Origin of the sequence: Thermus brockianus, from assembly GCF_021462505.1 — a bacterium.
In the GTDB taxonomy this organism is placed as follows: domain Bacteria; phylum Deinococcota; class Deinococci; order Deinococcales; family Thermaceae; genus Thermus; species Thermus hydrothermalis.
Map to the genome: position 1 here is coordinate 1 of NZ_JAKEDV010000009.1, position 26597 is coordinate 26597.

Here is a 26597-nt window from a genome sequence, read left to right on the forward strand (position 1 = left end):
TGCACGCTGTTCTCCTGCAAGGGGTACGGGGCCAAAGCCGGGCCCCGGGCGAGTTCCGGCGAACGCAGAACTGGATTGGCCCCCCGGGGTGCACCCTGGCTGAGGCCCGCTACGTGCCCCCGCCTCCAGGCCCCATGCTGGAAGCCCTAGACGCCTTGGAGCGTTTCTGGCACAGCGACCATGGGCTACCCCCCCTGGTGGAGATAGCCCTGGTACACTACCAGTTTGAGGCTATACACCCTTTCCTGGACGGCAACGGCCGCATTGGTCGCCTCCTGATTACCCTGATGCTCTTGGAGCGGAACCTTTTGCCCGAGCCGGCCTTGTACCTCTCCGCCTATTTTGAGCGTCATAGGAGCCAGTATTACGATCTCCTTCTGCGCGTTAGCCAGACAGGAGACTGGATGTCATGGATTGTCTTCTTCCTCAAAGGTGTAAAAACCGAGGCGAAGGACGCCACCCAAAAGGCCCAGCGACTCATAGCCCTCCGTCAAAACTGGCGGCAAATCTATCAGGACAAGGGCGGGAGCGCGCACCTCTTAGCCCTGATTGACCTTCTCTTTGAGCAGCCCGTACTTACGGCGTCCATCGTGCGGGAACGTTTAGAGGTAACCCACGCCTGGGCCATGCGCCTAATAGGGAGGCTTGTGGAAGACGGTATACTCACGCCCCTAAGCCAGGCCCGGCGCAACCGCCTTTACGGCGCCCGGGAAATCCTGCAAACCCTGGAGGAGCCCAGCCATGCCGAAGAAGCTCATTGAGGTCGCCCTACCCCTCGAGGCCATCAACCGGGAGGCGAGCCGGGAAAAGTCCATCCGCCATGGCCACCCCTCCACCCTGCACCTGTGGTGGGCCAGGCGGCCCCTGGCCGCCGCCCGAGCCGTCCTCTTCGCCAGCCTGGTGGACGACCCCGGGGTCCACCTTCCCCCCGAGGAGGCCCAGCAGGAGCGGGAAAGGCTCTTTGAGCTCCTGGAGCGTCTGGTAAACTGGGATAACGTCAAAAATCCCCAAGAGGCCCTGAACCCGGGCCAGGGCGTTATCGCCGAGGCCCAGTACGAAATCGCCAAGAGCCTGGCCCGAAGCCTAGGCCAAGCCCCTCCCGCCTCCAAGGAGGACCGCCCCGCCATAGAGGCCCTCCTTCGCCAAGCCCCGCCCGTGCTGGACCCTTTCGCCGGGGGCGGCACCATACCCCTAGAGGCCCAGCGCCTGGGCCTTTCCGCCCACGCCGGGGACCTGAACCCCGTGGCCGTCCTCCTCAACAAGGCCCTTCTGGAAATCCCCGCCCGCTTTGCCGGCCTGCCGCCCGTGAACCCCGAATACCGGGCGAAGGCCAACGCAAGCGACCGCTTCCATGGGGCCCAGGGCCTTGCCTGGGACGTGCGCCACTACGGGGCCTGGATGCGGGAAAGGGCCAGGGAGCGCATAGGGCACCTCTACCCCGAGGTGGACGGGAAGACCGTCATCGCCTGGATTTGGGCCCGGACCGTGACCTGCCCCAACCCCGGGTGCCGGGCGGAGGCTCCCTTGGTTCGCTCCTTCTGGCTTTCCAAGAAGAAGGGCAAGGAAGCCTTCGTGGTCCCCAAGGTGGCGGGGGGAAGGGTTTCCTTCCGGGTGGAGCATAAGGGGAAACCCCCCGTGGAGGGCACCATCAACCGCCGGGGCGGGATCTGCCTGGTCTGCGGGAGCGCCATCCCCCTGGAGCACGTGCGCCAGGAGGGGAAAGCGGGGCGCCTTGGGGCCCGGCTCATGGCCATTGTGGCCGAGGGGCAGGGGGGCCGGAGCTACCATGCCCCGGAGCCCGAGCACGAAAGGGTAGCTCACAAGGCAAAGCCTGTATGGAAACCTGATACACAGCTTGCCCACGACCCCCGCAACATCTGGTGCACCCAATACGGCCTGACTACCCATGCCGACCTGTTCACCCCCCGCCAGCTCGAGGCCCTCACCACCTTCGCCGACCTGGTGGCCGAGGCTAGGGAGAGAGCCTACCAGGACGCCCTAAAGGCGGGCTTTCCCGATGACGGCGTACCCCTGGCCCAAGGAGGGCGGGAGGCTAGGGCGTATGCGGAGGCGGTCGGTGTGTATCTAGCCCTGGCACTGAACCACATGACCAATCGTCACAGCACCCTTGCCACCTGGGATGCTAGTCGGGATAACGTGCGAAGCGTATTTGCCCGCCAAGCCCTCCCCATGACCTGGGACTTCGCCGAGGCCAACCCCTTCGGAGAAGCCACGGGCGCTTGGGAAGGCATGGTGGACTGGGTAGCCCGCGCCCTAGAGGCCCTTCCCGCCCACCCCCCTGGCCAGGCCCGCCAGGTGAACGCCACGGAATCGGTGAACGGGGTGCCCTCCCCGCCCCTCATCTCCACCGACCCCCCTTACTACGACAACATCAGCTACGCCGCCCTCTCGGACTTCTTCTATGTCTGGCTCCGGAGAACCTTGAAAGACACCTACCCCGAGCTTTTCCGTACCCTTCTCGTGCCCAAGGAGGAGGAGCTCATCGCCGACCCCTACCGGCACGGGGGCAAGGAGGCCGCCAAGCGCCGCTTTGAAGAGGGCATGCGCCAGGTCTTCCGCCACCTGCGCGCCAAGGCCCACCCGGACTACCCCCTAAGCCTCTACTACGCCTTCAAGCAACAGGAGGTGGACGAAGAGGGGCAAGAAGAGGAGGGAACCCCCCAGGTGGCCTCCACCGGATGGGAAACCTTCTTGCAGGGCCTGGTGGACGAGGGCTTCCAGATAACCGCCACCTGGCCCATGCGCACGGAGCTCGCCAACCGCCCCCGGGGCCAGGGAGCAAACGCCCTCGCCTCCTCCATCGTCCTGGTCTGCCGCCCGCGCCCGCAAGGGGCCCCCAGGGCGACCCGGCAGGACTTCCTCCGGGCCTTGCGTCAAGAGCTCCCCGAGGCCCTAAGGGCACTCACCCAAGGGAGCATCCCCCCTGTGGACCTGGCCCAAAGCGCCATCGGGCCCGGCATGGCCGTCTTCAGCCGCTACGCCGCCGTCTTGGAGCCGGATGGTCGCCCCCTTTCCGTGCGGGAAGCCCTGGCTCTCATCAATCAGGTCCTGGACGAGTTCCTGGCCGAGGAGGAGGCGGAGTTTGACCCCGACACCCGCTTCGCCATTGCCTGGTACGAGCAGTACGGCTACGAGGAAGGCCCCTATGGGGACGCCGAAACCCTAGCCAAGGCCAAGAACGTGGCCGTGGCGGGCCTGGTGGAGGGGGGTATCCTCCATGCCAAGGGCGGCAAGGTGCGGCTCCTCCGCCCCGAGGAATACCCCGAGGACTGGGACCCCAGCGCCGATAAGCGCCCCTCCGTCTGGGAAGCGGCCCACCACCTCATCCGCCTTCTGGCCGGGCCTGGGGAAAGCGCCGCCGCGGCTCTCCTCGCCAGGCTCGCTGGGAACCTGCAAGAGGGGGCGAGGGCCCTCGCCTACCGGCTTTACCAGATCGCCGAGCGCGAAGGCCGAGCGGAAGACGCCCTGAACTTCAACCTGCTGGCGGGAAGCTATGGGCACTTGGCACTGGAGGCCGCAAAGCGTAAGGGGGTCCAGGAAAGGCTTTTTGGCTAGAGCAGCCGAGGATGGCACGGAGGTTAGCCTTGACTAACTATCTTGGGGGTAATAACATGGGGGCGTGAGGTGGGGCGATACCAGGTGGTCTTCTACCAAGACCCCAAAGGGCGCGAACCTTTTCGCGAGTGGCTTGAGGAACTGAAGCGCTTTCGCCCCCACCTCCACCAGTTGGCCATGCGCCTTCTTAGGGAACTTCAAGAGCTTGGTACCGACGAAATGCGGCCACCCAAGGTCAAATCCTTCCGCCGCAAGGGCGTGCTGATTCACGAGCTTCGCAAACTCACCCAGGAAGGCGCCATGCGCATTTACTTTCTTCGTCTGGGTTCCACCTTTTTGGTCGTGGCTGGAGAGCTCAAGAAGGAGGACCAACCCGACAAGCGCCTTTTGGACCTTGTCGTCCGGGCTCACAGGGAAGAGGTGAACTGAGTATGCCTAGGGGCACTAATTTTGCAGAATACTTCAAGGAGGTCATGCAGGACCCCGAGGAGCGGCGGCTCTATCGGGAGGTTTTGGAGGAGGAGCTGCGGGAGCTTCTTACCTACCTGCGGGACCACCGGGGGTTCACCCAGGAGGAAGTAGCCCAGCGCCTTGGGGTTTCCCGTAGCCGCATTAGCCAGCTGGAAACCGCTGCGGGGCTTTCCCTTACCCTGGAAACCCTGGCCCGGTACGCCCAGGCTTTGGGCCTTTCCTTGCGGCTTGAGTTCGCTGACGAAAGCGGCGAGGTGCTTGCCCGCTACAGCCTCTCCCCAGATGAGCCCCTGGAAACGGGCGCCGCAAGTTGGGCCCATGTGAGTGTGGACTCCCTGTATCCCCCTCCGAAAGAGGCTTCCTCCTTCGCCGCCTAAACCATGGCTAGCAAATCGGAAACCATCCGCGAGCTTTACAGGAAGGGAAAAAGCGTTTCAGAAATAGCTAAGGAGCTCGGGCTGTCGTACCAACGGGTTTACAACACCCTGCGCAGGGCGGGCCTCCTCCAGCCCAAGGGCACCCCATCCGAAACGGAGGTGGACCCTAAGGCCTACGGCCGCTTTATTGAGGGCTTGGAAATCCTGTCCGTGGAGCTTGTGGAGGTCCAAGCCAAGTTGGAGCGCCCTCCTCAGAAGGGGAAGCCCCTGGAGCCCGTGCTCACCCCTCTAAAGGCGTTTGGACCCGACAAAATAGAGGGCGGATTTAAAGCCGGTCTGGAACTCCACCTTGACATCAAGGACGCCCTTGGCAGTTTTGGTTTTCTGAAGCTCCGCGTAGCCGCCACCTACCAAAGCGCCCACTTCCCCGAAGGGGCTTTTTTCCAAACCTTCAGCCAACGAAACCTGCCCCTAAACCTCTGGCCCTACCTCCGCCTTTACGTGGACTTTCTAACCAGCCAGATGGGGCTCCCACGTTTGGTGCTTCCCGTGCTAAAGCTTTAACGCGAGGTGCGTTTGGCCAGGGGCGCTTCCTCCTGGCCGATATGCTTTTACTATGGCGCTCAGCAACCGCGAAATCGTGGGGCGTGGGCTGGACCTCCTGAAGGAGGCCCTTAAGCCCTTCGTGGAACAGGAGTACCGCAGGGTCTACAAGGAGGACTGGGCCAAGGAGATGGCGGAGGTCCTGAGGGGGGACCGCTACTCCCTCCAAGACCCGGACACCCAGGCCCTCCTCAAGCTCATGGACTACCGCTGGGCCGAGGTCTTTGACGAGAAGCTCGGCCGCTGGGGCCGGACGCTGGTCAAGGAGCTCATAGAGGTACGCAACCGCTGGGGCCACCAGAACGCCTTCAGCCTCGAGGACGCCCACCGGGCCCTGGATAGCATCACCCGCCTCCTGGAGATGATCGCCGCCGAGGAAGCCCGGGAAACCGGGCGCATGGCCCGCGAGCTCCTCAGGCGGCGCTACGAAGAGGACGCAAGGCGCGAGGCCGAGCGCCGGGTAAGCGAACCCACCCAGGTTTTGGCCCCTAGAGGCCTTCCCCCTTGGCGGGAGGTGGTCACGCCCCACCCCGACGTGGCCTCGGGCCGCTACAGCGAGGCGGAGTTCGCCGCCGACCTGGCCCAGGTTCACAAGGGGGAGGCTGGCCCCGAGTACGGCGACCCGGAGGAGTTCTTCCGCCGCACCTACCTGACCCAAGGGCTTTCCCGCCTCCTCCAAAGCGCCCTTAGGCGCCTCTCCGGCGAAGGGGGCGACCCCGTGGTGGAGCTCCAGACCGCCTTCGGGGGCGGCAAGACCCACTCCATGCTGGCCCTTTACCACCTCTTCGGCGGCCGGGTGGACCCCAAGGAGGTGCCGGGGCTGGAAGACCTCTTGGCCCAGGCGGGCATAACCCAGGTGCCCGTGGCCCGCCGCGCCGTCTTCGTGGGCACCGCCTTCAGCCCCGCCCGCACCCACCTCAAGCCCGAAGGCATCACCGTGCGCACCCTCTGGGGGGAAATCGCCTACCAGCTTGGGGGCGTGGAGGGCTACCGCATGGTGGAGGAGGAAGACCAGAAGGGGGTGGCCCCGGGCTCGGACGTGCTCAAGGCGCTCTTTGACCGCTTCAGCCCCGCCCTCATCCTCATTGACGAGTGGGTAGCCTTTCTTCGCAACCTCTACGGGGAAACGGACCTGCCCGCCGGCACCTTTGACCAAAACCTCACCTTCGCCCAGGCCCTTACCGAGGCGGCCAAGCGGAGCTCCCGTACCCTGGTGGTGGCCTCCTTGCCCGCTTCCGATATGGAGGTGGGGGGAAGCGGCGGGCGGGAGGCCCTCATCCGCCTGCAAAACGTGGTGGGGAGGCTGGAGTCCGTGTGGCAACCCGCCACCCAGGACGAAGCCTACGAGATCGTCCGCCGCCGCCTCTTTCTTCCCCTTTCGGAAGAAGGGTACCGCCAGCGGGACGCCGTGGTGCGGGAGTTTATGCGCTACTACCGGGAAAACAAGGGCGAGTTCCCCAGCGAGGTCCTGGAGCCCGATTACGAGCGCCGCATGAAGGCGGCCTATCCCATCCACCCCGAACTCTTTGACCGGCTCTACGAGGACTGGTCCACCCTCGAGGGCTTCCAGCGCACCCGGGGGGTCCTCCGCCTTATGGCCTTCGTGGTCCACACCCTCTGGACCCGGGGCGACCCTTCCCTTCTCATTCTCCCAGGGAGCCTACCCCTAGACGCCGGAGGACCTCGGTATGAGCTCGTCCGCCACCTCTCCCGCTACCAGGAGGGCTTTGACCAGGTGGTGGACGCCGACATAGACGGCCCCAACGCCAAGGCCCTCATCCTGGAGCGGGAGCGCCCCGCCCTGGCCCGCCACCACGCCGCCCGCAGGGTGGCCCGTGCGGTCTTCCTCGCCACCGCCCCCGCCGCTGCAAGCCCGGGCCAGGCCCACCGCCCCAAGGGCGTGCAGGGGGTGCGGGTGAAGCTGGGGGTGGCCCAGCCCGGGGAAAGCCCCTCCCTCTTCACCGACGCCCTAAAGGCCCTTTCCGACCGCCTCACCTACTTCCACGCCGAGGGGGACCGCTACTGGTTTGAAACCCGTCCTAGCCTGAACCGCCTGGCCCAGGACCGGATGGCCTCCCTGGACGAGCACGAGGCCATGGCGGAAATCCTCTCCCGCCTCCAGGCCTGGGCCAGGGCCCGCCCCGCCCTCTTCCAAGCGGTCCACGCCGCCCCCTCGGGAAGCGGGGACATGCCCGACGAACCCGCCTTGCGTCTGGTAGTCCTGCCCCCCACCGCTCCCTACGCCAAGGAGAACTCCGAAGCGGAGCGGCTCGCCCGGGAAATTCTGGAGCGCCGGGGCCAGGCCCCGAGGCTTTACCGGAACACCCTCCTTTTCCTCGCCGCCGAGGCCACCCTGGTACCCGACCTAATAGAAGCGAGCCGCCGTTACCTGGCCTGGAAGTCCATCCTGGAGGACAAGGAGCGGCTTAACCTGGGCCAGGCGGACGTGCGCCAGGTGGAAGCCCGGGTGAAGGAGGCGAGCGAAACGCTTGACCTGCGCCTAGAAGAGGCCTACCGCCACCTCCTGGCCTTCCACCAACCCGATCCCAAGGCCCCCCACCTGGAGCTGAGCGCCATCCGCCTCCTGGGTAGCGGCAAACCCCTGGAGCGGGCGGCGGCCAAGGCGAAGAACGAAGGCCTGGTCTACACGGAGTGGCACCCTAACTTCTTGGAAGAAACCTTGACCAAGCACGGCTTCTTCGCCGCCAAGGACGGGGAGCTCTCCCTAAGCTGGCTCTGGGAGGCCTTCGCCTCTTACCCCTACCTGCCCAAGCTCAAGGACGAGGAGGTCCTCCTCCGTGCGGTTAGGGAGGGCGTTCAGGAAGGGCTTTTCGGCTACGCCGACCGGAAAGGGGAGAGGGCCAGGGTGTTCCTTCGGGAACCCGTCACGCCTAACCTCTCCGGGTATCTCCTGGAGCGAGAGCGGGCCGAAGCCTTGCTGGGGCAAGAGAAGGGGCGGGACGGAGGAACCTCAGGCCCTCCGCCGACGGTGATAGATCCCCACAAAGACGTTGGCCCAGCCCCCAGCCCCGCCCCGTCCATCTCCGCCGAGCCCAGGCCCCGCCGCTATTACCTGAAAAAGGAGGTGCACCCCGCCGACCTGGTAAGGGACGCAAGCCTTGTGGCCGAAGAGATCGTCCGCCACCTGGCGGGGGAGCCCGGGGTGCGGGTGAGGGTGGTCCTCGAGGTGCAGGCGGAGGCCGAGGAGGGCTTTTCCAAGGAACTCCAACGGGTTTTGCGGGAGAATAGCCCCCACATCAGCCACGATTACAGCCTGGAAGACTAGCCCCGGCCCCACCCCCGCCAACCTGGGGCCGGGGCTTTCCTTCAACGAGGACGCCTAGGCGGCCCCGCAGGAAACGGGCGGGAAACCGAACTCCTCTGGCTCCCATCCTCTACCCCAACAGGGGGTAGGTCTAAGCGAGCCCTCCACCCTCCACACGGGCCCTTGCCAAGAGCCGCTTCGCCCCTTCAGGCCGAGCGGGAAGGTAGAGGTGCACGAAGCTCGCCAGCACCCTGCCGTCCGTGTACCCCTCCACCTCCTCTCCCCCCACCCGGCGCCAAGCGGGGCTTGGGGACTGGGGAAGGCGGGCGTAGTGGAACTCGTGGCCCCTAAACACCTCTCCCCTAAGGGCCAGGGGGTTATCCCGGAGGGCCTCCACCTCCCGGTAGCCCAGGACGGGCCTATCCGCCATCCGGGCCTCCCCGGGGACCAGGCCCACCATGGGGTAGAAGCTTTCCCCCACCCAAAGCCCCTGGGAGAGGTACATGTACCCCCCGCACTCCGCCACCACGGGCCCGGGAAAGCGGCGGATGGCCTCCCGCATGGCCCCGTTGGCGGAAAGCCGCTCGGCGAAAAGCTCCGGGTAGCCACCCCCGAGGAGGAGGGCGTCCGCTTGGGGAAGGGCCTCGTCCTCCAGGGGGCTAAAGGGGATGAGCTCGGCCCCCAGGGCCTCCAAAAGCTCCAAGGCCTCGGGGTAATAGAAGCGGAAGGCCCGGTCCCAGGCGTAGGCTACCCGGGCCCGGGGAGGACGCCTCTTTGGGAGGAAGGGCTTGGCCTCGGGGAGGGGCGGGGCGGCCTGGGCCAGGCGAAGGGTGGCCTCGAGGTCCACCCGGAAGGCCCGCCGCAGGGCCTCCAGGGGCGGGGCCACCTCCCCGGCGAGGACCAAGCCCAGGTGCCGTTCGGGCAGGGCCAGGGCGGGGTCCTGGGGGAGCCAGCCCAAGAGGGGAAGGCCCAAGGGGGCGAGGGCCTCCCGGAGGAGCTCCGCATGGCGCTCGGAACCCACCCGGTTGGCGAAGACCCCCACGAGGCGCACCTCGGGGTCGTGGTCGCGGAAGCCCCGCACCAGGGCGGCGATGGAGCCCGCCATCCCCTTAGCGTCCACCACCAGGGCCACGGGCAGGCCCAGGAGGCGCGCCACCTGGGCCGTGGACCCCACCCGCCCCAAGGGGTCCTTCCCGTCAAAAAGCCCCATCACCCCCTCCACCAGGGCGAAATCCGCCCCCCTCGCCCCGTGGCGGAAGAGGGAGCGGAGGCCCTCCTCGTCCAGGAAGAAGCCGTCCAGGTTGTAGGGGCGGCGGCCGGTGGCGGCCTCGAGGTGGGTGGGGTCTATGTAGTCGGGGCCCACCTTGAAGGCCTGGACCTTCAGGCCCCGCTCCCTCAGGGCCAAGGCCAGGGCGAGGGAAAACGTGGTCTTGCCCGCGCCCGAGTGGGGAGCCGCAAGGAGGAGGCGCATCAGTGCTCTATCCCCCTCTGGGCCGGGACGCCCTGGTCAAAGGCGTGCTTCACCTTGCGCATCTCCGTCACCGTGTCCGCCAGGTCCAAGAGGGCCTCGGGCGCCCCCCTGCCCGTGACCACCACGTGCACGTGGGGCGGGCGTCCCTTGAGGGCCTCCAGGAACTCCTCCAAGGCGATCCACCCGTAGCGCAAGGGATAGGTGGCCTCGTCCAGGACCACCAGGTCGTACGCCCCCGAGAGGAGGGCCTCCTTGGCCCTTTGCCACCCCTCCTGGGCCAGGCGGGCAGAGGCCTCGAGGTCCCGGCTTTTCCACGTGAAACCATCCCCGAGGCCCTCTATGGGGATGCCGAGCCGGGCGAAGGCCCGGTGCTCCCCAAAGCGGGCGGTGGCGTGCTTGACAAACTGGAAGACCCGCACCCTCAGGCCCCGCCCGTGGGCCCTGAGGGCGAGGCCGAAGGCGGCGGTGCTCTTGCCCTTGCCGTCCCCGGTGTAGACCAGGAGGAGACCCCTCCTCTCCCCTTGGGGCTTGGCGTAGGGCTTCACCCGGCGAGGCTCTTCCATAGGGCATAGGTTAGCAGGGAAGCTAGCTCCCCCAGGGCGATCATGGCCCCCAGGATGTCCCCGTTTACCCCCCCAAGCCGGGCCAGGGCGAGCCTTCCCACGCCGAAGGCGGCGAGGAGGGCGGCGAGGGCGGAAAGGGGGAAGAGGAGGGGGAAAGGCAGGGCGAGGAGAAAGGCCACCCCCCACGGCCCCCCCCGCACCATGGCTGCCATCCCCGGGCCCAGGAGGGGGTAAAGGTGGAGGAAGGGCAAGAAGGCGAAGCGGGCGAACCCGGGAAAGAGGAGGAGGAAAAGGGGGTCCCGTGCCGAGGCCAGGCCCTGCCAGAGGAGGAGGAGGTAGAGCCCCCCCACCCCGAAGGCGAAGGGGCCCAGGTGGGGGTCCTTGAGGATGCGAAGCCTCTCCTCCCGAGGCCGGGAACCGAGAAGCGCATCGGCGGCGTCCAGGAGCCCGTCCAGGTGCAGGAGGCCCGTGAGCCCCAGGAGGAGGGCCACCTGGAGGGCGGCGAGGAGGCCCGGGGGGAGGGGGAGGAAGGCGAGGAGGGCGAGGCAAGCCCCCAGGGCGTAGCCCACCAGGGGGAAGAAGGCGGAGGCCCGGCGAAAGTCCTCCCCCTCCAGCGCCCGGGCCACGGGGAGGACGGAAAGGAGGGAGAAGGCGGCCAAAAGGGCCCGAAACACCTACCCGCCCCGGGAAACCCCCGCCTCGGCGAAGGTGGCCATGTGGAGGATGCGGGCGGCGGCGCGGAGGAGGGGCATGGCCAGGACCGCCCCCGTCCCCTCCCCCAGGGCCAGGTCCAGGTCCAGGAGGGGCCTGAGGCCCAAGGCCTCCAAGAGGTACCGGTGCCCGGGCTCCCGGGAGAGGTGGCCGGCGAAGAAGTGGTCCCTTATCCCCGGCTCCAGCTTCCAGGCCAAAAGGGCCCCGGCGGTCACGGGGAAGCCGTCCAGGACCAGGGGAACCCCTTGGGCGTACCCCTCCAGGTACACCCCGGCGATGGCGATGAGCTCAAGCCCCCCCACCTCCGCCGCCACCCCCAAGGGGTCAAGCCCGGGCCGCAGGCGGGCGAGGGCCCTCCCCACCGCCTCCCGTTTCCGCTTGAGGCCCTCCTCTCCCACCCCCGTCCCCCGGCCCACCACCTTCTCCGGGGAAAGGCCCAGAAGCCCGGCGGTGAGGGCAGCGGCCGCCGTGGTGTTGGCAATGCCCATGTCCCCGGCGGCGAGGAGGGTGGCCCCTTCCGCTAAAGCCCGCCTGGCCGCCTCCCGGCCCGCCTCGAGGGCCCTTTCCGCCTCCTCCCGGGTGAGGGCGGGCTCGAGGGCCAGGTTGCGGGTGCCCTCCCGCACCTTGCGCTTGAGGAGGCGGGGGTGGTCGGGGAGCTCCCCCATGACCCCCACGTCCAGGACGTAGACCTCGCAGTGGGCGGCCAGGGCGAACTGGTTGATGGCGGCCCCGCCCCGGAGGAAGTTGAGGACCATCTGCCGCGTGACCTCCTGGGGGTAGGCGGAAACCCCTTCCGCCGCCACCCCGTGGTCCGCCGCCGCCACCACCACCGCTCCCTGGCCCAGTTCCGGCTTCACCCGGCCCTGGATGGCCGCCAGGCGCACCGCCACCTCCTCCAGGTACCCCAAGGAGCGGGGCGGCTTGGTGAGGTCCTCCATGCGCCTTTGGGCTTCTTCCAAAACCTCCCGCCGCATGGCCCCCACTATACCAAAAGCGTAAACTCTACCCATGGAGCTCTGGCTCGTGCGGCACGGGGAAACCCTTTGGAACCGGGAGGGGAGGCTTCTCGGCTGGACCGACCTCCCCTTAACCTCCCTTGGGCGGGAACAGGCGAGAGCCCTTAAAGGGCTCCTCCCTCCCCTCCCCGCCCATAGCTCCGACCTGCGGCGGGCCCTGGAAACAGCGGCCCTGGCGGGGTTTACCCCCGAGCCCACCCGGGCGCTTAGGGAGATCCACTTCGGGGCCCTGGAGGGAGCCCCTTGGGAAAGCCTAGACCCCCTCCACAAGGAAGCCCTCCTCCGGTTCCAGGGCTTCCATCCCCCTGGGGGAGAGACCCTGGAGGCCTTCCAGGAGCGGGTGTTTCGCTTCCTGGAAACCCTTAGGGCACCCGCCCTCCTCTTCACCCACGGGGGGGTGGTGCGGGCGGTGCTCCGGGCTTTGGGGGAGGACGGCCTCGTCCTCCCGGGAAGCGCCGTGGTGGTGGACTGGCCGAGGAGGGTCCTGGGGCGGATAGCCCCCCCAGCGGTTGACGGGGGGCGGGAAGAGGAGTAAAACCTAGGGCAAGCCCCCTAGCGGGGCCCGTGCGGCTAGGGTGCCCCAAGGCCCGGATGTCTTGGGGCGGAAAAGGGGGAAGACCGGTGAAAGTCCGGCGCTGTGCCGCAACGGTAACCGGCCCATGCGTTAGACCCCACGTCGTGGCCGGAAGCCCGAATACCCGCCCTAGCGCGCGCCTCACCTGCCCCCGAGCAGGGGCGAAAGGAGGCAAGGATGACGAGAAAAAGGCGTTCCCAAGTGAAAGGAAAGGCGGTATCCCCCCAAGGTAGGGGTGCCCCATGACGGGGCTGGAGCTCCTGGCCGTGGCCCTGGGCATGCGCCACGGGGTGGATCCCGACCACCTGGCGGCGGTGGACGGGCTCTCCCGGGTGCGCCCTTCCCCCTATAACGGCGTCCTCTTTGCCTTGGGGCACGGCGCCATCGTGACCCTCTTGGCCTTCCCCGCCGCCGCCCTCCTGGAAAGGGTGGACCTCGAGGCCCTCCACCTCCCCACCCTCCTCCTCCTCCTGGTGGCCGGCCTCAACCTCTACCGGCTCCTCAGGCCCGAGGAGAGGGCCCCAAACCGCCTCCCTTTCCTCCACCCCCTTCTCCTGGGCCTCCTCTTCGGCTTGGGGTTTGAAACGGCAAGCCAGCTCTCCGCCCTGGCCCTCTCCGCGGAGCTCTCCCCCCTGCGCCTGGGTTTCTTCTTCACCCTGGGGATGCTCCTGGTGGACGGGGTGGACGGCCTCCTGGCAAGCCGCCTCCAGCACCTAGCCCAGGACTCGGAGAGGGCCCGCAGGGCGAGCCGTGGGCTTGGCTGGGTGGTGGTGGGTATGGCCCTCCTCCTGGCCTTGGCGGAGCTTTTGGCGGTGGACCTCGAGGCCCTCGCCCTCCCCCTGGGCCTAGGCCTCTTCGGGTTCCTCGTCTCCCTCCGGCTGTACGCCCTGCGCCCCGCATGAGCCACCCCTACCCCCCACCCCGGGACAAGAAGGGAAGCCGCATCGGCTTCACCACGGGGGCGAACGCCGCGGCCGCCGCCAAGGCGGCCACCTTAGCCCTCCTGGGGCAGGCCCCCGAGGTGGTGGACATCTGGCTTCCCGCCGGCTGGCGGCAACCCTTCCGGGTCTTCCGCCTGGAGCCAAAAGGGGACGGGGTCCTGGTGGGGATGATCAAGGACGCCGGGGACGACCCCGACGTGACCCACGGGGCAGAGATCCAGGCCTACGTGCGGTTCGCCAGCGAGGACCGGTTGGAAGGGGGCGAAGGGGTAGGGGTGGTGACCCGGCCCGGGCTCGGGGTGCCCGTGGGGGAGGCGGCCATCAACCCCGTGCCCCGGCAGATGATCTGGGAGGCGGTGCGGGAGGTGACGGAAAGGCCCCTCGCCATCACCATCGCCATTCCGGGGGGGGAGGAGCTGGCGCGAAAGACCCTAAACCCACGCCTTGGCATCCTCGGGGGGCTATCGGTCCTGGGCACCACGGGGGTGGTGAAGCCCTACTCCACCAGCGCCTTTCGCATGAGCGTGGTCCAGGCGGTGGGCGTAGCCCGGGCCAACGGCCTCCTGGAAATCGCCGCCACCACCGGGGGCAAAAGCGAGCGCTTCGCCCAGAGGCTCCTTCCCCACCTGCCCGAGATGGCCTTCATTGAGATGGGAGACTTCGTGGGGGATGTGCTCCGGGCGGCGCGGAAGGTGGGGATTGAGGTGGTGCGCATCGTGGGGATGATCGGAAAGATCTCCAAGATGGCCGACGGCAAGACCATGACCCACGCGGCGGGAGGCGAGGTGAACCTACCCATGCTCCTCGGCCTCCTCAAGGAGGCGGGGGCGAGCCCCAGGGCGCTCAAGGAGGCGGAAGGGGCCGCCACCGCCCGGCGTTTCTTTGAGCTCGCCCTAGAGGAAGGGCTTGACCGCTTCTTCTTAGATCTGGTGCGGCTAGCTCAGGAGAAGCTCCAGGCCTATATCGGCCCCAGGCCCTTCGTGAGCGTGGCCCTCACGGACTTTGACGAGGGCCGGTGCCTCGCCGCCTGGCCAGACCGGGAGGTGTACCGTGGATGACCTGATCCAGCAGCGGAAAAACCCCACCCACCAGATGACAGCCAAGGGCAGGGCCATAGAGGAGGAAAGCTTCCGCCTGGTGGACCTCGAGGCGGGCCCCCACCGCTTCTCCCCCCTGGAATGGCCCATCGTGCGCCGCATGATCCACGCCACCGCCGACTTTGAGTACAAGGAAATCACCCGCTTTAGCCCGGGGGCGGTGGAGGCCGGTCTTAAAGCCCTCCAGGAGGGAGCGAGGATCTTGGTGGACGCCCGCATGATCGCCTGCGGCCTCAACCCTGAGCGCCTCCGGCTTTTTGGGAACGAGGTGGTGGAACTCCTTTCCCACCCCGAGGTGATAGGGAGGGCCCAGGCCACGGGGGGCACCCGGGCGGAGGCCGCCGTGGCCTACGCGGAGGAAAAGGGGCTTCTGGAGGGGAGCATCGTGGGGGTGGGGAACGCCCCCACCTTCCTCCTGGCCCTGGTGGAGGCGATAAGGCGAGGGGCGCGGCCCGCCCTGGTTCTGGGGATGCCCGTGGGGTTCGTGAACGTCCTCGAGGCCAAGCGGGCCCTCACGGAGGCCCCCGTCCCCTGGATCGTCACCGAGGGGCGGAAGGGAGGGTCCACCCTGGTGGTGGCCGCCCTCCACGCCCTCCTGCGCCTGGCGGCGGACGGAGGCGTGGACACCTCCAGGGCCCACCGGGAGGGCTAGATGGTCTACCTCATCGGCATGGGGGCGCGGGGGCGGGAGGGGCTTAGCCTCCTCGCCCTGCGGCGGGTGGCAGAGGCGGAGGTGCTCGTGGGAGGGGCTAGGCACCTGGCCCAGTTCCCCGAGCACCCGGGGGAAAAACTGGCGGTGAAAGGACCCCTGGAGGCCCTTTTGGACCGGGCGGCGGAGCGGGTCCAGGCGGGGAAGAGGGTGGCCTTCCTGGCCTCCGGGGACCCCCTCTTCCACGGCATCGGGAAGAGGGTGTTGGAGCGCTTCCCCGAGGCGGAGGTCCACCCCGCCCCCACCGCCTTCCAGGAGGCCTTCGCCCGGCTCAAGCGCCCTTGGGACGAGGCCCGCTTCTTCTCCCTCCACGGGAGGCCCCTCGGGGGTGTGCTCCTGGAAGTGGCCCTCTCCCCCCTCTCCGTGATCTACACCGACCCCGAGAACACCCCCGCCCGGGTGGCGGAAGCCCTCCTCGCCATGGGGGCGGGGCCCTTTCGGGCCCACGTGGCGGAAAGGCTCGGGGAGGAAGACGAGCGGGTGCGGAGCTTCCCGGACCTGGAGGCCGTGGCCCGGGAGAGCTTCCTGGACCCCAACGTGCTCGTCCTCGAGGCCCAAGGCCCCCTCCCTCCCCGCCTGGGCTTCCTCCCCGACGAGGCCTTTGAGCAACGGGTTCCCAAGCGGGGCCTCATCACCAAGCGGGAGGTGCGCCTCCTGGCCCTGGGCCTCCTCGCCTTACCCCCGGACGGCATCCTCTGGGACGTCGGGGCGGGCACGGGGAGCGTGGGGATTGAGGCGGCGCGCCTCGCCCCCTGGGGGCAGGTCTACGCCGTGGAGCGAAACCCCGAGTCCTGGCCCCACATTGAGGAGAACGCCCGCCGCTTCGGAGCCCACAACCTCGTCCTGGTGCGGGGGGAGGCCCCCGGGGCCCTGAAGGGCCTCCCCGCCCCCCACGCCGTCTTCGTGGGGGGAAGCGGGGGAGAGATGCGGGAAATACTGGCGGAAAGCCTGCGGGCCTTAAGGCCCGGAGGCAGGCTCGTGGTGGCGGCCATCACCCTGGAAAACCTCCTGGAAGCCTACGCCTTCTTCCGGGAAGCGGGCCTGCAGGTGGAGGGGGTGCAGGTGCAGGCGAGCCGGGTGGTGCCCCTCGGGCCCTACCGCCGCCTGGAGGCGCAAAACCCCACGGTCCTCCTCGCCGCCACAAAGGAGGGGGCATGAGGCTCTACCTTCTCGGCGTGGGCCCTGGGGACCCCGAGCTCGTGACCCTCAAGGCCCTCCGTCTCATCCAGAGGCTTCCCGTCCTCTTCTACCCGGAGGAGGAGGGGCGGGAGCCCTTGGCCCTCAGGGCGGCCCGGCCCCACATCCCCCCCGGCAAGCCCCTCGTCCCCCTGCCCCTCTTCACGGGCCACGACCCCGAGGCCCGCCAGCGGGCGCGCAGGCAAGCGGCGGAGATCATCCGGGAGGCCCTCGCCCGCCACGGGGAGGGCGGGTACCTGGTCCTAGGAGATAGCCTCCTCTACGCCTCCCCCCTCAACCTCCTCCCCCACCTGGAGGGCATAGCGGTGGAGGCCGTCCCCGGCATCAGCGCCCACCAACTGGCGGCCTCCCGCATCCTGCGGCCCATCGCCTTGGGGGAAGGAGGCTTCGCCGCGGTCACGGGGCTCAAGGGAGTGGAACCCAAGGGGCTAGACCGCTTCCAGAGCGTCTTCGTCTACAAGGCCAAGGACCTACCGGGACTAAAGGAAGCCTTCCCGGACAGGAAGGGCTTCGCCTTCCTGCGGCTTGGGATGGACGGGGAACGGGTTCTGCCCCTGGAGGAGGCCTTGGGAATGGAAAGGGACTACTGGACCCTGGTGGGGCTATGGCGGGAGGAGGTATGAGGCCTGTGGTGCACGTGGTAGGCGGGGGGCCGGGGGACCCTGAGCTCCTCACGGTCAAGGGGGCGCGCCTCCTCAAGGAGGCCCGCTTCGTCCTCTTCACGGGGAGCCTCTTCCCCGAGGCGACGCTCCAAGCGCTTGCGCCCAAGGCCGTCCTACGGGACTCCAAAGGGATGGTCCTGGAGGAGATCGCAACCCTCCTGGCCCAGGAGGCAGCCCAGGGCTCAGGGGTAGTGCGGCTCCACTCGGGGGACCCGGGGCTTTACGGCACCCTCCTGGAGGAGAAGGAGGCCCTCGAGGCCCTGGGCGTGGAGGTGGAGGTGGTGCCCGGCGTCACCGCCGCCTTCGCCCTGGCGGCCCGGGCGGGCCTCGCCCTCACCGCCCCCGAGGTGGCCCAGGCGGTGGCCTTCACCCGGCTTGGGGTGCGCACCCCCATGCCCCCGGGGCAGGACCCCAAAAGCCTCGCCCGACCCGGCCTTACCCTGGCGGTCTACCTCTCCGGCATGCACCCCAAAAGGCTCGCCCGGGAACTCCAGGAGGCGGGCCTAGCCCCGGACACCCCGGTCCTCTTCGGGCACAGGGTGGGTCAGGCGGGCGAAGAGGTGGGGCTCACCGACCTTTCGGGCTTGGCCCAACTCCCCGCCCGGGACACCACCGTCTTCCTGGTGGGGGAAGCGTTGCGGGCGAAGGGGGTACGAAGCCGGCTTTACGACCCGAACTTCCGGCACCGGTACAGGAGGTGAAGATGGGAGAGCTCTACCTGGTGGGCATGGGCCCAGGCGACCTCCCCGGCCTCACCCTGAGGGCCAAGGAGGCCCTGGGGAAGGCGGAGGTGGTCATCGGCTACAGCACCTACATCAAGCTCCTGGAGGAGATGGGGCTCCTTGCCGGCAAGGAGGTGGTGCGCAAGGGGATGACGGAGGAGTTGGACCGCGCGGAGGAGGCGTTGGAGCGGGCCTTGGCCGGGCAAAGGGTGGCCCTGGTTTCGGGGGGCGACCCTGGGATTTACGGCATGGCAGCCCCCGTGCTGGAGCTCATGGAGGAGCGGGGCTTCCGCCGGGTAGACGGGGGCGTGGGGCTCCCCGGGCGGTTCGCCTTGGGGGAAAAGGAGGTGGCCCTCGAGGTCGTCCCCGGGGTGACGGCGGCCAACGCCGTGGCGAGCCTCCTGGGAAGCCCCTTAAGCCACGACACCTGCCTCATCAGCCTCTCCGACCTCCTGACGCCCTGGCCCGTGATAGAGGGAAGGCTCCATGCGGCGGGCATGGGGGACTTCGTGGTGGTCCTCTACAACCCCCAAAGCAAACGGCGGGACTGGCAACTTCGGCGGAGTGCCGAGATCCTTCTCACCTACCGCCCAAGGGAAACCCCCGCCGCCCTGGTGAAGAGCGCCTACCGCAAACGACAGGAGGTGACCCTCACCACCCTCGAGGGCCTCCTCTCCGCCGAGGCGGGCATGCTCACCACCGTGGTGGTCGGCAACCACCATAGCCGCTTCTTTGAGGGGACCCTCCTCACCCCAAGGGGCTACGGCCTAAAGTACGACCTGGAAACGGGCGAGCCCCTCCCTGGGGAGACCCCGGGCCTTTCCCTGAGGAGGCGGGATGCCTGAGCTAGGCCCCCTGCGGCCCGAAAGGGTGGCGGTCTACACCCTCACCCTGCCCGGCCTCAAGGTGGCGGAGGCGATCCACCGGGCGCTGCCCGGGAGCACGCTTTACGTGGCGGGAAAGTACCGGGGGCTTCTGGAGGCCCGGTTCTTTGACGAACCCATCCGCGACCTCCTGGAACGAACCTGGCCCCTTCATGACGGACACGTCTTCGTCATGGCGGCGGGGATCGTCCTAAGGGCCATCGCCCCCCGCATCCTGGACAAGCGGGTGGACCCGGCGGTCCTGGTGGTGGACCTGAAGGGGCGGTATTTCGTCCCCCTCCTCGCCGGCCACCTGGGCGGGGCCAACCCCCTCGCCCGCTACCTGGCGGAAGCCCTAGGGGGAGAGGCGGTCCTCACCACGGGCACGGATAGCCTGGCCCTCCCCGCCCCCGACCTCCTGGCCAAGGCCCTCTCCGCCAAGGTGCCCGACTGGAAGCCCCTCAAGGACGTGTCCGCCCTCCTGGTGGACGGGAGGCCCGTGGGGTTCTATGCGGACTGCGTGGACCTGAGCCCCCTGGCCCGCTACCCCTCCCTGCGCCTCCTCCCAAGCCCCCACCCCGAGGGGGTGGAGGGGATGGTCCTCTTCACGGTGAAGAAGCCCTTCCCCCTCCCCGTCCCCGCCCTCTTCGCCCACCCGCCCGCCCTGGTCCTGGGCCTCGGGTGCAACCGGGGGACCCCGTTGGAGGAGATCCGGGGGGAGGTTTTCCGCTTCCTGGAGGAAGGGGGGTTCGCCCAAGAGGCCCTGGCCCGGATAGCCACCGCCACCCTCAAGCGGGACGAGGCTGGGCTTCTGGCCTTCGCCGAGGAAATGGGGCTTCCCCTACGCTTCCACCCCCCCGAGGTGCTCAACGCCCAACCCATCCCCAACCCCTCCGAGGTGGTCTTCCGGCACACGGGGCTTTACGGGGTGGCGGAAGCGGCTGTGCTGGCGGAAGGGGCGAGGCTGCTGGTGGAGAAGACCAAGCGGGGCAACCTCACCCTGGCCCTGGGAGTCCTTACCCTATCCATTCCCGAGGAGGCCCTGCCGTGATCCTCCTCGCCGCCCACGGCTCCCCCGACCCCCGGGCCCAGGCCCTGGCCCGCGGGCTCGCCAAGGGCCTCGCCCGGCGGCTCCGGACGGAGGTCCACCTGGGCTTCATTGAGCACGACCGGCCCACCCTCCTCGAGGCCACCCTGGCCCTGGCAGAAAAGGGGGGCGGGGTGGTCCTGCCCCTCCTCCTCCTGGGGGCCGGCCACCTCAAGGCCGACCTCCCCTTGGCCCTGGAAGCGGCCCAGGCCCGCCACCCAGAGGCCCGCTTCCTCCTCGCCCGCCCCCTGGGAACCCACCCCGCCCTGGTGGAGCTCTGGGCGGAGCGCCTCCGGCGACGAGGAGCCGGGGCGGGGGATGGGGCCGTCCTGGTCCTCCGGGGGGGCACGGACCCCGGGGCCAACGCGGAGGGCGCCGCCCTGGCCCGGCTCCTGGAAGAACGCGCGGGGCTTCCCGTGGTCCCCGCCTACGCCGCCAAGGCACGCCCCACCCCCAAGGAGGCCATTCTGCGCCTCGCTGGGCTCCGACCGCGGAGGGTTTTCCTCCTTCCCCACCTCTTCTTCCGCGGGGTTGTGGAGGGGAGGCTCCTCGGCCGGATCCAGGGGCTTTCCCTGGAGGTCCTCCCCCCCCTCATGGGCCACCCCGCCCTCCTCCAGGCCCTGGAGGACCGGTACCGGGAAGCCCTGGACGGGGGGCACGCCCCTTGCGACACCTGCCGCTTCCGCTTCCCTATAGGCCGCTTCGCCCCCAGGCGGGAGGCGCAGATTGCCGGGCTTCGCGCCCTGCGCCACGCCCTCTTCGCCCCAGGGCGCCACCCCCACGGACCCTTCACCCACCTCCTTCTCTGCACGGGGGAGGCCTGCCGGGAAGGCGGTGCCCTGGCCGTCCTCCGCGCCCTGGAGGAGGGGTTACGGGACCTCGCCTCCTTGGTCCAGCTTACCCCCACCCCCTGCCTCGGGCGGTGCGGCAAAGGGCCCATCTTGGTGGCCTATCCGGAAGGGGTGGTATATGGGGGGCTAGAACCAAGGGACGTGCCCCTCCTGAGGAGGACGCACCTGGAAGCGGGAGAGCTTTTTGCCCCCAAGGTTTTGGAGGTGATCTAGATGGCATGCCACGAGCTTTCGGCCCTTAGGATTGCCCTAGGAGAGCTTTTGGAGAAGGAGGCCCACGACCTCATCCACGAACGGGAGGAGCTTGCCCCCGTCCTGGAGGGGCGGCCCGAGATCCGGCACCTTGCCGAGGCCAAGACCCTTCCCGCCATGGAGGCGGCCCTAAGGGAAGCCCTTCTCCGCCTGGAGGAGCGGGCCGCCCAAGAGGCCGAGGAGCCCTACTGGCGGGGCCTCCTCCTCACGGCGGAGGCCGCTTTAGGCCGCCTTGAAGCCCTGAGGCGGGAGGCGGAGGCCCTCTACCAGGACCTGGACGCCCTCCACCACCGCCTCCATCGCCTCTTCCCAAGAAAACGGGGATGAGGGGCAAGGTTTACCTGGTGGGGGCGGGGTTTGGGGGGCCCGAGCACCTCACCCTGAAGGCCCTGAGGGTCCTGGAGGAAGCGGAAGTGGTCCTCCACGACCGCCTGGTCCACCCCGGGGTTCTGGCCCTGGCCAAGGGGGAAAGGGTCTTTGTGGGCAAGGAGGGGTACGGGGAAAAGACCCCCCAGGAGGCCATCACCCAAAGGCTCATCGCCCTGGCCCGGGAGGGGAAGGTGGTGGCCCGGCTCAAGGGGGGGGACCCCATGGTCTTTGGCCGGGGCGGGGAGGAGGCGATGGCCCTCAAGCGGGCGGGTGTCCCCTTTGAGGTGGTCCCCGGGGTCACCAGCGCCGTGGGGGCCCTGAGCTGTCTGGGGCTTCCCCTCACCTTCCGCGGCCTCGCCCAAAGCTTCGCTGTGGCCACGGGACACGACCCCTCTGCGCCCCTGCCCCAGGCGGACACCCTGGTCCTCCTCATGCCCCTCCACGCCCTGGAAGGCCTGAAGGCGAGGCTTTTGGAGCGCTTCTCCCCCGAAACCCCCCTGGCCCTCCTGGCCCGGGTGGGCTGGCCGGGGGAGGAGGTGCGCCTGGGCCGGGTCAAGGACCTGCCAGGCCTGGGGACGGGCCTCCCCTCCCCGGCCCTCCTGGTGGTGGGGGAGGTGGTGGGGCTTTACGGGGAGTTGCGGTGAGCCTCCTCCTCGCCCTCCTCCTGGACGCCCTCCTGGGGGAGCCCCCTGCCCGCTTCCACCCCGTGGTCGGGATGGGGCGGTACCTGGCGTGGGCCTGGGGGCGGGTGCGGGGGTTTTGGTCGGGGGCCTTCTACTGGACCCTGGGGGCCCTCCTCTTCGCCCTCCCCGCCTTCCTCCTGGACCTCCTCCTCCGCCCCCTGGCCCTGGGGTGGGTCCTCCTGGGCCTCCTCCTCAAGCCCCTTTTCAGCCTGCGGATGCTCCTCGCCGAGGTGGCGGGGGTGGAAAGGGCCCTTGGGAAGGACCTCGAGGCCGCCCGGAAGCGGCTAGCCGGGCTGGTGAGCCGCAGGACAGAAGACCTTTCCGAAGAGGAGGTGCGGGAGGCGGCCCTGGAAACCCTGGCGGAAAACCTCTCGGATAGCCTGATCGCCCCCCTCCTCTACTACGCCCTCCTGGGCCTCGGGGGAGCCGCCCTCTACCGCTACGCCAACACCGCCGACGCCATGTGGGGCTACCCCGAGCACGGGGCAAAGGGCGCCTTCGCCGCCCGGGCGGACGACCTCCTAAACCTCCTCCCCGCGCGGCTCACGGGCCTCCTCCTTTGCCCTCCAGGGCGTTGGGGGCGGCTTTGGCGGGAGGCCCGCAAGACCCCTTCCCCCAACGCCGGCTTCCCCATGGCGGCCCTGGCCCTGGGGCTAGGGGTGCGGCTCAGGAAGCGGGGGGTGTACGCCCTGAACCCCGAGGCCCCCTCCCCCACCCCCCGCCACCTCTCCTTGGGCCTTCGCCGGGTGGGGCTTTGGGGCTACGGGCTGGGGGTGGCCCTGGGGTTGGCCCTCCACCTCCTGGGCCGGTAGGCTAGACCAAGGTTTGGGAAAGGGGGCTACCTATCATGGAGGGCATGCTGGACGATGTGCTAAGGCCCATCCACGGGGGGCCGGACGGGGGCCCCGAACCCCTTTACGACTTCTCCACCAACGCCAACGCCCTGGGGCCCAACCCGGTGATCCTCGGCTACCTAAAGCGGGCGGATCCGGGCCGCTACCCTGACCCCCTCTACCGGAAGCTCCGCACGGCCCTGGCGGAGGCCCACGGGGTGGCCCCGGAGCAGGTGGCGGTGGGCACGGGGACGAGCGAGCTCATCCACCGCCTGGCCCGCTGGAACTACCTCCGGGGGCCCATCCTCCTCCTCCCGCCCACCTTTAGCGAGTACGCCCGGGCGGCGAGGGCTCTGGAGCTTCCCCTCTGGGAGGCGGGAAGCCCCGAGGAGTTTTTGGACCTCCTCCCCAGAAGCTCCCTGGCCTTCCTCTGCGTGCCCAACAACCCCACGGGGGAGGTCTACCCCTTCCTGGAGGAGGCGGCGGCGCGGGCCGGGGGGGCCTTGGTCCTGGACCTGGCCTACTACCCCCTCCTGCAAACCCCTCCTCCCCTCCCCCAGAGGGCCTTCCGGCTTTATAGCCCCAACAAGGCCCACGGCCTCACGGGGGTGCGGGCGGGGTACCTGGTGGCCCCCCTGGACCTCACCCGTTTCCAACACCTGGCCCCTTCCTGGCCCGTGTCCGTCTACGGGGAGGCCCTCCTCCTGGGCCACCTGGACCCGGAGGCGCAGGCCTGGTTGGAAGGGGCCAAGGAGGAGCTTTTCCGCCTCCGCCGCCTCCTGGCCGAGGGGCTTCGGGGGCTTGGCCTCGAGGTCCGGGAAAGCCCCGCCAACTTCCTCCTGGTGCGGGTGGGGCGCGCCAGGGAGGTGGCCCTAGCCCTCCGGGCGCGGGGCATCCGGGTGCGGGACGCCACCAGCTTCGGCCTTCCCGAGTGGCTCCGGCTCTCCGCGCAGAAGGAGGAGGCCATAACGGCCCTCCTCGAGGCCCTAGAAGCGGTCCTCGCCACGGAGCGGGTAGACTGAAGGGGTGGAGGCGCTTCGGGCCTATCTGGAGGAGGCGGTGGAAAGGCTTAAGGAGGCCTTTCCCCTGGAAGCCCTCTACCTCTTCGGCTCCCATGCCCGGGGCACGGCGGACGCCCGCTCCGACCTGGACCTCCTGGTGGTGGCGGAGACGGACCTGCCTCCCCTGGAGCGTATCGGCCGGGTCCTGGAGTCCCTCCAGGATGCGCCCCTACCCGTGGAGGCCATCGTCCTGACGCCCAGGGAACTGGAGGAACGGAAGGACCTCCCCTTCCTGGCGGGGATCCTCAAGGAGGCGGTGCCCCTCTATGAGCGTGGAAAAGCGGCGGGCAGAGGCTAGGCGGTGGCTACACCAGGCCCAGGACGATTGGGAGGCGGGGGAGGCCCTCCTCCATGCCCGCAAGTTCGCCCAAGCGGCCTTCTTGGCCCAGCAGGCGGGAGAGAAGGCCCTAAAAGCGCTTTGGCTTTTCCTGGGCCTGGACCCTTGGGGCCATAGCCTCGCCCACCTCCTCCGCCACCTCCCCGAGGAGGAGGCCCCCGCCTTCCGGCACCTCCTCCCCAAAGCCCTCGCCTTGGACAAGCTCTACATCCCCACCCGCTACCCAGACGCCCTGCCCGGGCTCACCCCAAGGGAAGCGTACACGGAGGAGGAGGCCCAAAAGGCCCTAGAGGACGCCAAGGCTATCCTCGAGGCGGTGGAGGTGCGGCTTGGGCGCTAAGGCCCTAGTGGTCTGGGGCACGGGAAGCGGGGTGGGGAAAAGCCTCTTCGTGGCGGGGCTCCTCCGCCACTTCCGGAGGCTCGGCCTCAAGGCCGCCCCCTTCAAGGCCCAGAACATGGCCAACCACGCCCGGGTGGTGGCGGGGGGGGAGATGGCCACGGCCCAGTGGCTCCAGGCCCGGGCGGCGGGGGTGACCCCCGAGGTGCGCATGAACCCCGTCCTGGTGAAGCCCTTCGGGGAGCGGGGGGCCCAGGTGGTGGTCCTGGGAAGGGTGGACCCCTTCCTCTCCTCCTTACCCTGGAAGGAGCGCAAGCCCCACCTGGAAGCCCCCGTCCGGGAGGCCCTGGAGGGGCTCATGGCGGAGTACGAGCTTTTGGTCCTGGAAGGGGCGGGAAGCCCCGTGGAGCGCAACCTCTGGCCCGACCTCCCCAACCTCCAGGTGGCGGCCTGGGCGGGGGCCAAGGCCCTCCTGGTGGCGGACGTGGACCAAGGGGGGGCCTTGGGGGCGCTCTACGGCACCTGGGCCCTTTTGGGGGAGCACCGGGAACGCCTCCTTGGCTTCGCCTTCAACAAGTTCCGGGGGGACCTCTCCCTCCTGGAGCCCGCCTACGGCCTCCTGGAGGGTTGGACGGGGGTGCCCGTCCTGGGCACCCTGCCCATGCTCCCCCTGGAGCTTCCCGAGGAGGATGGCTTCCGCCACCGCCCCCGGGCGGGGGAGGGCCCTAAGGTGGCCATCCTCCGCTACCCCCACGCCGCCAACCTGGACGAGTTCTGGCCCCTATCCGAGCTCGCCCGCTTGGTCCACGCCAGGACCCCCGAGGAGGCGGAAGGGGCGGAGCTCCTGATCCTGCCGGGAAGCCGGCTTCCCGCCCGGGACCTCCCCTGGCTAAGGGGCTTCCTCCCCCTCCTCAAGCGCCACCTGGAGGCGGGAAAGCCCGTTCTTGCCGTCTGCGGCGGGGCGGAGATGCTCGCGGAGGCCATCCTGGACGAGGAGGGGGTGGAGGAGAAGGGGGTCTTCCCGGGCCTCGGCCTCCTCCCCTACCGGGTGCGCATGCGCAGGGAGAAGCGGGTGGAGGGGCGGCGGGTGCGCCTTGGGGGGTTCTCGGGCTACTGGGGGAGGCTCAACGGCCTCGAGGCGGAGGGGTACGAGATCCACCACGGGGAGGGGCTTCCCCTCTTCCACCAGGAGGGAAGCCTCCTCGCCACCTGGCTCCACGGCCTCCTGGAAAACCCCGGGGTGCTACGGGCCCTTTTCGGCCGGGAAGCCCGGGCCCTGGACGAGGCCCTGGACGCCTTGGCGGACGCCCTCGAGGCCCACCTGGACCTCGCCCGCCTCCACCGGGGCTTGGGGCTTACGGGGAGGCTTGGGCAAGGGGCGCCCCAAAGCCCCGACCCTCCCCCTAAGCCCGGCCTCGTCCTCCTCCTGGGGGGGGCGAGGAGCGGCAAGAGCCGCCAGGCCCAGCGCCTCGCCGGGCCCCACGCCACCCTCATCGCCACGGCGGAGGCCCGGGACGAGGAGATGGCGGCCCGCATCCAGCGGCATCGGGCCGAGCGCCCCCCCACCTGGGAAACCTTGGAAGCGCCCTTAGACCTGGTGGGGGCCTTGGGACAGGCCCGCCACCCCGTGGTGGTGGTGGACTGCCTCACCCTTTGGGTGGCCAACCTCCTGGAAAGGGGCCTAGACCCCCTGGCCGAGGCGGAGCGCTTCCTTAGGGCGGTGCGGGAAAGCGGCAAGCGGGTCATCGCCGTTTCCAACGAGGTGGGCCTCGGCATCGTCCCCGCCAACCCCCTGGCCCGCCGCTACCGGGACCTCCTGGGGGAGGTGAACGCCCGCCTGGCGGAGGCGGCGGAGGAGGTGTACCTCCTGGTGGCGGGGCAGACCCTTCGCCTTAAGGGGGCGAACCCGTAGCCCGGGCTACACGTGCCCGGCCACCCCCGGGCGGAAGGTAGTTTGGACAAAGGTTAG

The 26597-nt window shown here is 69.3% G+C and carries 27 protein-coding genes and 1 riboswitch; of the genes, 23 read left to right on the forward strand and 4 right to left on the reverse strand.

Annotated features, from left to right (window positions below):
• The 6 genes from LXN00_RS10405 to LXN00_RS10430 all read left to right on the forward strand — a co-directional run.
• Window positions 1-761: Fic family protein (locus LXN00_RS10405; protein ID WP_234507990.1), on the forward strand; the 761-nt coding region annotated here is incomplete at its 5' end.
• A complete protein-coding gene (locus LXN00_RS10410; RefSeq protein ID WP_234507992.1) occupies window positions 742-3576 on the forward strand; it encodes a DUF1156 domain-containing protein in 2835 nt (944 codons plus the stop codon). The genes LXN00_RS10405 and LXN00_RS10410, both read left to right, overlap by 20 nt.
• Before the next feature lie 69 nt (window positions 3577-3645).
• Entirely contained in the window at window positions 3646-4005 is a 360-nt protein-coding gene (locus LXN00_RS10415) for a hypothetical protein (protein WP_234507994.1), read from the forward strand.
• Between the two features lie 44 nt (window positions 4006-4049).
• Entirely contained in the window at window positions 4050-4424 is a 375-nt protein-coding gene (locus tag LXN00_RS10420; RefSeq protein WP_234507996.1) for a helix-turn-helix domain-containing protein, read from the forward strand.
• Between the two features lie 3 nt (window positions 4425-4427).
• On the forward strand, window positions 4428-4988 hold the full coding sequence (locus tag LXN00_RS10425; protein ID WP_234507997.1) for a winged helix-turn-helix domain-containing protein: 561 nt from the start codon (window positions 4428-4430) through the stop codon (window positions 4986-4988).
• Between the two features lie 52 nt (window positions 4989-5040).
• Window positions 5041-8313 carry a DUF499 domain-containing protein gene (locus LXN00_RS10430; protein ID WP_234507999.1) on the forward strand — a complete coding sequence of 1091 codons (3273 nt, stop codon included), beginning with the start codon at window positions 5041-5043 and terminating at the stop codon, window positions 8311-8313.
• A gap of 130 nt (window positions 8314-8443) precedes the next feature.
• Here LXN00_RS10430 and LXN00_RS10435 read toward each other — a convergent pair whose 3' ends face one another.
• The 4 genes from LXN00_RS10435 to cobT are packed head-to-tail and all read right to left on the reverse strand — an operon-like array spanning window position 8444 to window position 12011.
• A complete protein-coding gene (locus LXN00_RS10435; protein ID WP_234508001.1) occupies window positions 8444-9763 on the reverse strand; it encodes a cobyrinate a,c-diamide synthase in 1320 nt (439 codons plus the stop codon).
• Window positions 9763-10326 carry a cob(I)yrinic acid a,c-diamide adenosyltransferase gene (gene cobO / locus LXN00_RS10440; protein WP_234508003.1) on the reverse strand — a complete coding sequence of 188 codons (564 nt, stop codon included), beginning with the start codon at window positions 10324-10326 and terminating at the stop codon, window positions 9763-9765. The genes LXN00_RS10435 and cobO overlap by 1 nt, the downstream gene beginning before the upstream one ends.
• Window positions 10305-11000, reverse strand: coding sequence for an adenosylcobinamide-GDP ribazoletransferase (locus LXN00_RS10445; RefSeq protein WP_234508005.1), 696 nt, complete (start codon window positions 10998-11000; stop codon window positions 10305-10307). Before LXN00_RS10445 ends, cobO begins: the two co-directional genes overlap by 22 nt.
• On the reverse strand, window positions 11001-12011 hold the full coding sequence (gene cobT, locus LXN00_RS10450; protein ID WP_234508007.1) for a nicotinate-nucleotide--dimethylbenzimidazole phosphoribosyltransferase: 1011 nt from the start codon (window positions 12009-12011) through the stop codon (window positions 11001-11003). It abuts the gene before it with no gap.
• A gap of 34 nt (window positions 12012-12045) precedes the next feature.
• Between cobT and LXN00_RS10455 the strand changes: the two genes are divergently transcribed.
• The 17 genes from LXN00_RS10455 to LXN00_RS10535 all read left to right on the forward strand — a co-directional run bounded on the left by LXN00_RS10455 (window position 12046) and on the right by LXN00_RS10535 (window position 26540).
• On the forward strand, window positions 12046-12588 hold the full coding sequence (locus tag LXN00_RS10455) for a histidine phosphatase family protein (protein WP_234508009.1): 543 nt from the start codon (window positions 12046-12048) through the stop codon (window positions 12586-12588).
• A 31-nt stretch (window positions 12589-12619) separates the two neighbouring features.
• A riboswitch (cobalamin riboswitch) is annotated at window positions 12620-12774 on the forward strand.
• A 95-nt stretch (window positions 12775-12869) separates the two neighbouring features.
• On the forward strand, window positions 12870-13529 hold the full coding sequence (locus tag LXN00_RS10460) for a nickel permease (RefSeq protein WP_234508011.1): 660 nt from the start codon (window positions 12870-12872) through the stop codon (window positions 13527-13529).
• Window positions 13526-14626 (forward strand): cobalt-precorrin-5B (C(1))-methyltransferase, encoded by a 1101-nt coding sequence (locus LXN00_RS10465; protein ID WP_234508014.1) that lies wholly within the window; start codon window positions 13526-13528, stop codon window positions 14624-14626. Before LXN00_RS10460 ends, LXN00_RS10465 begins: the two co-directional genes overlap by 4 nt.
• Window positions 14619-15317 carry a precorrin-8X methylmutase gene (locus tag LXN00_RS10470; protein ID WP_234508016.1) on the forward strand — a complete coding sequence of 233 codons (699 nt, stop codon included), beginning with the start codon at window positions 14619-14621 and terminating at the stop codon, window positions 15315-15317. The genes LXN00_RS10465 and LXN00_RS10470 overlap by 8 nt, the downstream gene beginning before the upstream one ends.
• Entirely contained in the window at window positions 15318-16532 is a 1215-nt protein-coding gene (cbiE, locus tag LXN00_RS10475) for a precorrin-6y C5,15-methyltransferase (decarboxylating) subunit CbiE (protein WP_234508018.1), read from the forward strand.
• Window positions 16529-17194 (forward strand): precorrin-2 C(20)-methyltransferase, encoded by a 666-nt coding sequence (locus LXN00_RS10480; protein ID WP_234508020.1) that lies wholly within the window; start codon window positions 16529-16531, stop codon window positions 17192-17194. The genes cbiE and LXN00_RS10480 overlap by 4 nt, the downstream gene beginning before the upstream one ends.
• A complete protein-coding gene (locus tag LXN00_RS10485) occupies window positions 17191-17934 on the forward strand; it encodes a cobalt-precorrin-4/precorrin-4 C(11)-methyltransferase (protein WP_234508022.1) in 744 nt (247 codons plus the stop codon). The genes LXN00_RS10480 and LXN00_RS10485 overlap by 4 nt, the downstream gene beginning before the upstream one ends.
• Before the next feature lie 2 nt (window positions 17935-17936).
• The gene (cobJ, locus tag LXN00_RS10490; protein WP_234508024.1) at window positions 17937-18800 is read left to right on the forward strand and encodes a precorrin-3B C(17)-methyltransferase; all 864 of its coding nucleotides are present in this window, start codon (window positions 17937-17939) and stop codon (window positions 18798-18800) included.
• Entirely contained in the window at window positions 18793-19869 is a 1077-nt protein-coding gene (locus LXN00_RS10495; protein WP_234508026.1) for a cobalt-precorrin 5A hydrolase, read from the forward strand. Before cobJ ends, LXN00_RS10495 begins: the two co-directional genes overlap by 8 nt.
• Window positions 19866-20969: a CbiX/SirB N-terminal domain-containing protein gene (locus LXN00_RS10500; RefSeq protein WP_234508028.1), complete on the forward strand. Its 1104-nt coding sequence runs from the start codon at window positions 19866-19868 to the stop codon at window positions 20967-20969. The genes LXN00_RS10495 and LXN00_RS10500 overlap by 4 nt, the downstream gene beginning before the upstream one ends.
• A complete protein-coding gene (locus LXN00_RS10505) occupies window positions 20970-21335 on the forward strand; it encodes a DUF3209 family protein (protein ID WP_234508030.1) in 366 nt (121 codons plus the stop codon).
• Window positions 21332-22021, forward strand: a complete 690-nt coding sequence (gene cobA / locus LXN00_RS10510) for a uroporphyrinogen-III C-methyltransferase (RefSeq protein ID WP_234508032.1) — start codon at window positions 21332-21334, stop codon at window positions 22019-22021. Before LXN00_RS10505 ends, cobA begins: the two co-directional genes overlap by 4 nt.
• The gene (cbiB, locus tag LXN00_RS10515) at window positions 22018-22872 is read left to right on the forward strand and encodes an adenosylcobinamide-phosphate synthase CbiB (protein ID WP_234508034.1); all 855 of its coding nucleotides are present in this window, start codon (window positions 22018-22020) and stop codon (window positions 22870-22872) included. Before cobA ends, cbiB begins: the two co-directional genes overlap by 4 nt.
• 44 nt (window positions 22873-22916) lie before the next feature.
• The gene (locus tag LXN00_RS10520; protein ID WP_234508037.1) at window positions 22917-23915 is read left to right on the forward strand and encodes a pyridoxal phosphate-dependent aminotransferase; all 999 of its coding nucleotides are present in this window, start codon (window positions 22917-22919) and stop codon (window positions 23913-23915) included.
• A 4-nt stretch (window positions 23916-23919) separates the two neighbouring features.
• Window positions 23920-24252 carry a nucleotidyltransferase domain-containing protein gene (locus LXN00_RS10525; protein WP_234508039.1) on the forward strand — a complete coding sequence of 111 codons (333 nt, stop codon included), beginning with the start codon at window positions 23920-23922 and terminating at the stop codon, window positions 24250-24252.
• Entirely contained in the window at window positions 24221-24631 is a 411-nt protein-coding gene (locus LXN00_RS10530) for a HEPN domain-containing protein (RefSeq protein ID WP_234508041.1), read from the forward strand. The genes LXN00_RS10525 and LXN00_RS10530 overlap by 32 nt, the downstream gene beginning before the upstream one ends.
• Window positions 24621-26540 carry a cobyric acid synthase gene (locus tag LXN00_RS10535; protein ID WP_234508043.1) on the forward strand — a complete coding sequence of 640 codons (1920 nt, stop codon included), beginning with the start codon at window positions 24621-24623 and terminating at the stop codon, window positions 26538-26540. The genes LXN00_RS10530 and LXN00_RS10535 overlap by 11 nt, the downstream gene beginning before the upstream one ends.
• Window positions 26541-26597: the final 57 nt, after the last annotated feature.

Bases quoted from the DNA above. Each gene is read 5' to 3' on its own strand.
- LXN00_RS10410 (WP_234507992.1), top strand. From the start codon at position 742: ATGCCGAAGAAGCTCATTGAGGTCGCCCTACCCCTCGAGGCCATCAAC.
- LXN00_RS10420 (WP_234507996.1), top strand. From the start codon at position 4,050: ATGCAGGACCCCGAGGAGCGGCGGCTCTATCGGGAGGTTTTGGAGGAG.
- LXN00_RS10425 (WP_234507997.1), top strand. From the start codon at position 4,428: ATGGCTAGCAAATCGGAAACCATCCGCGAGCTTTACAGGAAGGGAAAA.
- LXN00_RS10430 (WP_234507999.1), top strand. From the start codon at position 5,041: ATGGCGCTCAGCAACCGCGAAATCGTGGGGCGTGGGCTGGACCTCCTG.
- LXN00_RS10435 (WP_234508001.1), bottom strand. From the start codon at position 9,763: ATGCGCCTCCTCCTTGCGGCTCCCCACTCGGGCGCGGGCAAGACCACG.
- cobO (WP_234508003.1), bottom strand. From the start codon at position 10,326: ATGGAAGAGCCTCGCCGGGTGAAGCCCTACGCCAAGCCCCAAGGGGAG.
- cobT (WP_234508007.1), bottom strand. From the start codon at position 12,011: ATGCGGCGGGAGGTTTTGGAAGAAGCCCAAAGGCGCATGGAGGACCTC.
- LXN00_RS10455 (WP_234508009.1), top strand. From the start codon at position 12,046: ATGGAGCTCTGGCTCGTGCGGCACGGGGAAACCCTTTGGAACCGGGAG.
- LXN00_RS10460 (WP_234508011.1), top strand. From the start codon at position 12,870: ATGACGGGGCTGGAGCTCCTGGCCGTGGCCCTGGGCATGCGCCACGGG.
- LXN00_RS10465 (WP_234508014.1), top strand. From the start codon at position 13,526: ATGAGCCACCCCTACCCCCCACCCCGGGACAAGAAGGGAAGCCGCATC.
- cbiE (WP_234508018.1), top strand. From the start codon at position 15,318: ATGGTCTACCTCATCGGCATGGGGGCGCGGGGGCGGGAGGGGCTTAGC.
- LXN00_RS10480 (WP_234508020.1), top strand. From the start codon at position 16,529: ATGAGGCTCTACCTTCTCGGCGTGGGCCCTGGGGACCCCGAGCTCGTG.
- LXN00_RS10485 (WP_234508022.1), top strand. From the start codon at position 17,191: ATGAGGCCTGTGGTGCACGTGGTAGGCGGGGGGCCGGGGGACCCTGAG.
- cobJ (WP_234508024.1), top strand. From the start codon at position 17,937: ATGGGAGAGCTCTACCTGGTGGGCATGGGCCCAGGCGACCTCCCCGGC.
- LXN00_RS10495 (WP_234508026.1), top strand. From the start codon at position 18,793: ATGCCTGAGCTAGGCCCCCTGCGGCCCGAAAGGGTGGCGGTCTACACC.
- LXN00_RS10505 (WP_234508030.1), top strand. From the start codon at position 20,970: ATGGCATGCCACGAGCTTTCGGCCCTTAGGATTGCCCTAGGAGAGCTT.
- cobA (WP_234508032.1), top strand. From the start codon at position 21,332: ATGAGGGGCAAGGTTTACCTGGTGGGGGCGGGGTTTGGGGGGCCCGAG.
- LXN00_RS10520 (WP_234508037.1), top strand. From the start codon at position 22,917: ATGCTGGACGATGTGCTAAGGCCCATCCACGGGGGGCCGGACGGGGGC.
- LXN00_RS10530 (WP_234508041.1), top strand. From the start codon at position 24,221: ATGAGCGTGGAAAAGCGGCGGGCAGAGGCTAGGCGGTGGCTACACCAG.